This window comes from Companilactobacillus halodurans (genome assembly GCF_009600985.1).
Taxonomy (GTDB): Bacteria; Bacillota; Bacilli; order Lactobacillales; family Lactobacillaceae; genus Companilactobacillus; species Companilactobacillus halodurans.
On sequence record NZ_VDFP01000049.1, the window covers coordinates 1 to 3,879 of the forward strand.

Annotated in this window: 6 protein-coding genes; all 6 read left to right on the plus strand. The window is 29.5% G+C overall.

Annotation, left to right across the window (positions count from 1 at the left end):
• Positions 1-444, plus strand: a 444-nt coding sequence (locus FHL06_RS14395) for a hypothetical protein (RefSeq protein WP_192917978.1), incomplete at its 5' end; no start/stop codon positions are given.
• A gap of 336 nt (positions 445-780) precedes the next feature.
• Positions 781-948, plus strand: coding sequence for a hypothetical protein (locus FHL06_RS12050; protein ID WP_153386829.1), 168 nt, complete (start codon positions 781-783; stop codon positions 946-948).
• Positions 949-1,262: 314 nt separating this feature from the next.
• Complete coding sequence (locus FHL06_RS12055; RefSeq protein WP_069819227.1) at positions 1,263-1,403, plus strand: ribbon-helix-helix protein, CopG family; 141 nt, start codon at positions 1,263-1,265, stop codon at positions 1,401-1,403.
• Positions 1,404-1,477: 74 nt separating this feature from the next.
• Complete coding sequence (locus tag FHL06_RS12060) at positions 1,478-2,197, plus strand: Rep family protein (protein WP_069819226.1); 720 nt, start codon at positions 1,478-1,480, stop codon at positions 2,195-2,197.
• Positions 2,187-2,405, plus strand: coding sequence for a hypothetical protein (locus tag FHL06_RS12065; RefSeq protein WP_069819225.1), 219 nt, complete (start codon positions 2,187-2,189; stop codon positions 2,403-2,405). The genes FHL06_RS12060 and FHL06_RS12065 overlap by 11 nt, the downstream gene beginning before the upstream one ends.
• A 240-nt stretch (positions 2,406-2,645) precedes the next feature.
• Positions 2,646-3,879: MobV family relaxase (mobV, locus tag FHL06_RS12070; RefSeq protein ID WP_153386831.1), on the plus strand; the 1,234-nt coding region annotated here is incomplete at its 3' end.

Below are 3,879 nucleotides of genomic sequence, written 5' to 3' on the forward strand. Positions count from 1 at the left end.
AAAATACTTAAACAACGATCAGCGTTAGCTGCTCGTTTAGAACCAACATTCACAGAATTAAACTCAGGAAAAGAACGTAAGCAAGATAAAGAGCATATTAGACGTTTACAGGATGAAAATTCAAAACTTAAGAAACAAAATAAAAAAGTAGCAAATGAACGTGATGAAGTGATAAGAGAGCATAAATCATATATAAGTCTTGTGAAAAGTGGATGTAAAATAATCAAACAAGCAGTTGGGGAAGATGTTTATCATAAAGGGATTAATATGATTGATAATAAAGTTAAAAGTAATTTTAAAGATAAATACAGAGAAATGGTTACTGTTGATGACAATGATAAACGTATGTTCCAACGAAAAGATAACGAAGTGAAACGTATGCAATTTGAGAATAGTAAGATGCGTAGTAAAGGCAAAGATAAAGGTTTTGATTTGGATAGATAAAAATAAGGCGCTTAACAGATTATTTTTACTGTTAAGCGCCTTGCCTTATTAACCTTAATCAAAGAAATCATTGATTGATGATTTCTGAGGGAGAAGCCATCACTTTTCCTTCAATGTGTATATTATAACAAAAGCACGCAATTATGCCGAGAAAACTTATTGTTTGGAAAGGGCTATGTGTTAGCTAACTTGTTAGCGAGTTGGTTGGACTTGAATTGGGATTAATCCCAAGAAAGTACCAACTCAACAACACATAAAGCCTGTAGGTTCCAAACCATAAGGAAATTGGAATAAAGCAACAATGTTTAGTAAACTAAAAAAGAAAGGGGTTTTATTTTGTTTAAATTTTTTAAGAATAGATCAACTGCTATTTGTTATGCACTTCTTCTTAGTCTTATCTTTTTAAATGTAGTTGGTCCTTTAGGTGTTCCTCTAGGTATTTTACTTGGAGTGTGTTTAGGACAATTTAATGACAGAAAGAAAGATAATGCATTAGATAATTAAATAAAGCATTAAAGTAAAAGACCTAATAATATTTTATTGGGTCTTTTTTGTTTTGGTTTTTATGATTTTGAACTGCAAATTTCGGGGCGTAATGGGGGGGGATACTACGACCCCCCATTATTGTGCCGAGTGCCAACATTTTATTTTTATAGCTTTTCGCCTTTACTCTCCCAAGGCTTATAAGAGATTTAAAACGACCAACGTTTGTTGGCGATTTTACCAACGTTTTTCGAATGTTGTGCTAAAAGTTGTTAAAAGTACACAACTATGATACTATATTTTTAATAAATTTATTAGTTTAAAAGGAGAAAAAAATGACTGAGAAAAAAAGGTTCACAATTACTATGTCGGATAGTTTTTATGAGTATTTAGAAGAATTATGTAAAGAAAAAGGATTGAGTAAATCAGCAATGCTTACATTGATTTTAGATGAATATAAGAAAGGAGAAAAATGAGTATAAAAAAAGAGCGTCCTCGCAAAAGACCGCTCTTGAACATATGCTTATATTTTCAAAGGTAATTATATAACATGACTAAAAAAATAACAAAGGCTAGAAATTTTGCATTTATTTTATATCCAGAAAGTCTTCCTGAAGATTGGGAGGATTGTTTAATTAAGTTAGGGGTTCCAATGGCTATTAGTCCATTGCATGATAAAGATGTAAGTGAACGTAAATTTGAAGATATGAATGATAATGAAAAAGACATTGTGAACAATGGAGATAAAGTATATAAAAAAGCGCATTATCACATTTTATATATAGCTAAAAATCCAGTTACGATTGAGAGTGTTAGAAACAAAGTTAAACGCGCTTTAGGTAAAGAATCTGTTTCGCATATAGAAGTTGTTGATAGCGTAGAACACTATTATCAGTATTTAACACATGAAAGTTCAGATGCTATTAAGAAGAATAAACATAAGTACGATAAAAAAGATATTAATACTATTAATGATTTTGATATAGAAAGATATGTATTTTTAGATGAAAGTCAGAAAAGAAGTTTGAAAAACACTTTGTTACAAATTGTTAAAACAAAACATATAGTAAATGTAATAGATTTAATGTCTTTCTTGGAATTATATGGTGATGAATATGACGTTGATAATATGAATTATGTTCAAGATGTTATTAGTGCTAATGCTAGTAGTTTTAGACTTTGGTTTGAAGGTAATTATCAATGTGGATATAGAGCAAGATATGCACAAAGAATTAACAGTGTAACAGGAGAAATAGTAAATGAAGAATGATAATATACTGGATTGTGTTTGCAAAATAATAGATAAATATAAATTAACTAATATAAGAGAATTAAGGCGTTTTATAAATAAATGTGATGGGCAATTTGGTTTAGTGAATATGAAAAACATAAATAAAGTCATAAGTTTAAATGTTGACTTAATTAGATTACATTTTGATTTTAATTTTTCAGAGCTTAAAGGTTCGAAAGATTCTTAGTGAATTAAATTTTATACACGTGAGTGATCAAAAATTTATGAACATTAGCAACCACCATTTTTGGTTGCTGGGCTTTTTGGTTTTGAACTTTTGGACTTCCGGTTTTCGGAAGTCCAATTTTTGCGTAAGCAAAAACATGCCTCGCAGAGCACACGGTTTAACGACTTATAAAATAAGTCTAGTGTGTTAGACTTTAATAAATAAAGGCCACGAAAACCAATGAAACAGGAGGGCAATTATATGTCGTATTCTATAATTAGAGTTGCAAGAGTAAAATCAAAAACAAACACAACTGGAATCCAAAAACATGTTCAAAGAGAAAATAAAAATTATGAAAATGATGATATAGATTTAGAGAAGTCGTATTTAAATTATGATTTAGTGAATGATAGTGATATTGATTTTAATCAAAAAATAGATGAGAAAATAGAACAGAATTATGCAGGTAAAAGAAAAATACGAAATGATGCTATTAAACATATTGATGGCGTTATTACATCAGACGAGGATTTTTTTAAATTTAAGAGTACAGAAGATATAAAGAGCTTTTTTGAAGATTCCAAGCAATTTTTAGAAAATGAGTATGGAAAAGAAAATTTGCTTTATGCAACGGTTCATATGGACGAGAAAACACCACATATGCATTATGGATTTGTCCCGATTACAGAAGATGGTCGTTTGAGCGCTAAAGAAGTAATTGGTAATAAAAAATCATTAACAGAATTTCAAGACAGATTTAATCAATATTTGAATGATAAAGGATATAGATTAGAACGTGGAGAATCTAAAAATAAAACAGAGCGAAAGCATCGCCAAGTTGAGCAGTATAAGAGTGAAACTAAATACCATGAGAAAGAAAAAGAATTTGCTAGACAAACACTTAAAGGGACAGAAAAACAAATTCAAAACCATCAACGTTTAATAGACCATTACAAGAGAGAAATTAAACCTATAAAAGCAAGCTATGACAATATGAAAAGTGAATTGAAAGATTGGGAAGAAATTAAGTTACCAAAATTAAAGAAAGAAGCTCAAAATATAGAAAATCAAAAGCATAAAGAGTCGAAAAAAATCGAGGATTTGAAACAAGAACGAGATAGACATTTAGATATTTTAGGTTCTGTAGATTCACAAATAGATGAATATAAAGAGAAAAATGCATATGAGAAAGTAAAATTAGACGAAATAAGAGCAAAAAAACAAAAAGAGGAAGAAGAGTACCAAAATTTAATAAATGTCTTAAATGAGCCTGTAAATGACAAATATGAATATGAGTATAAAAAACCTAGTCTGTTTTCAAAAGAAAAAGAGGCGACAGGTAAAGTAATTATTTCAGAGGATAATTATAAAATACTTAAACAACGATCAGCGTTAGCTGCTCGTTTAGAACCAACATTCACAGAATTAAACTCAGGAAAAGAACGTAAGCAAGATAAAGAGCATATTAGACGTTTACAGGATGAAAATTCAAAAC